The organism is Ruegeria sp. O5, from assembly GCF_056535105.1.
In genome coordinates, this window is sequence record NZ_JBQERN010000049.1 from 1 (window position 1) to 1,255 (window position 1,255).

Annotated in this window: 1 pseudogene; it reads left to right on the forward strand. The window is 55.9% G+C overall.

Annotation, left to right across the window (positions count from 1 at the left end):
• Positions 1 to 56 precede the first annotated feature (56 nt).
• Positions 57 to 1,221 (forward strand): annotated as a pseudogene (locus ACR0M3_RS20015) (IS3 family transposase).
• Positions 1,222 to 1,255: the final 34 nt, after the last annotated feature.

Genomic DNA, 1,255 nt, shown 5'->3' on the forward strand with positions numbered 1-1,255 from the left:
TGAGCCTCCCCAACTGAACTGGTCCACCGCTATGTTTAGGAAACGGAGGACCACGAATGGCAAACAAGCGACCGAAGCCCGAAGAGATTGTCTCGAAGTTACGGCAGGTTGAAGTTCTGATGGGGCAAGGCATGTCCCGTCTTGATGCGATCAGGCAGATCGGCGTTGTTGAACAAACCTATTACCGCTGGCGCAAGAAGTACGGCGGAATGGGCGTAGATCAGTTGAAAGAACTGAAACGGCTTCAGAAAGAGAATGAGCGACTGCGACGTGCGGTATCCGATCTGACGTTGGACAAGCTGATCCTGACGGAAGCCGCGAAGGGAAACTACTGAGCCCCGCTCGTCGTCGTGCTTGTATTGACCATGTTCGCAACCAACTGAACGTTTCCGAGAGACGCGCCTGCCGCGTGCTTGGACAACACCGGTCCACGCAACGGCGTGTCCCACAAGGTCGCGCAGACGAAGACCGATTGGTGGCCGACATGATCGAGCTGACCCGTCAATACGGCCGATATGGCTATCGCAGGATCGCTGCATTGCTGAGAGAGGCTGGATGGTCTGTCAGCGATGGGCGAATTGAACGGCTTTGGCGACGAGAGGGGCTGAAAGTGCCAGTGAAACAACCGAAGAAAGGACGGCTTTGGCTGAACCCCTCTCATCGATACTGCGTATCGACTGCCGGGCAGTGGATGGGTCGTGTGTTCGGCTGAGGCCGGAGTATCGCAATCATGTATGGAGCTATGATTTCGTCCATTGTCGAACCGACGATGGCAAAGCCTTCCGGACGCTGAACATCCTTGATGAGCACAGCCGGGAGTGCCTGGCGATTAGAGTGAAGCGCAAGCTGAACTCGGTCGACGTGATCGACGCCCTGACGGATCTGTTCATACTTCGGGGGGCACCCTGTTTCATACGTTCAGACAATGGGCCAGAATTTGTCGCCCAGGCTGTCCGAGACTGGACCGCCGCAGTTGGCGCCCAGACGGCTTACATTGAACCTGGGAGCCCGTGGGAGAACGGATACTGCGAAAGCTTCAATGGCCGGTTCAGGGACGAACTACTCAACGGCGAAATCTTCTACAGCCTGCGCGAAGCACAAATCCTGATCGAACAATGGAGGAGACACTACAATACAAAACGCCCCCACAGTGCACTGGGCTATCGCCCGCCGGCACCTGAAACCATCATCCCGATGGATCACAGGCCGATGATGCACTAACAATCAACTTGGACCAGTCAGATGAGGCTGCTCA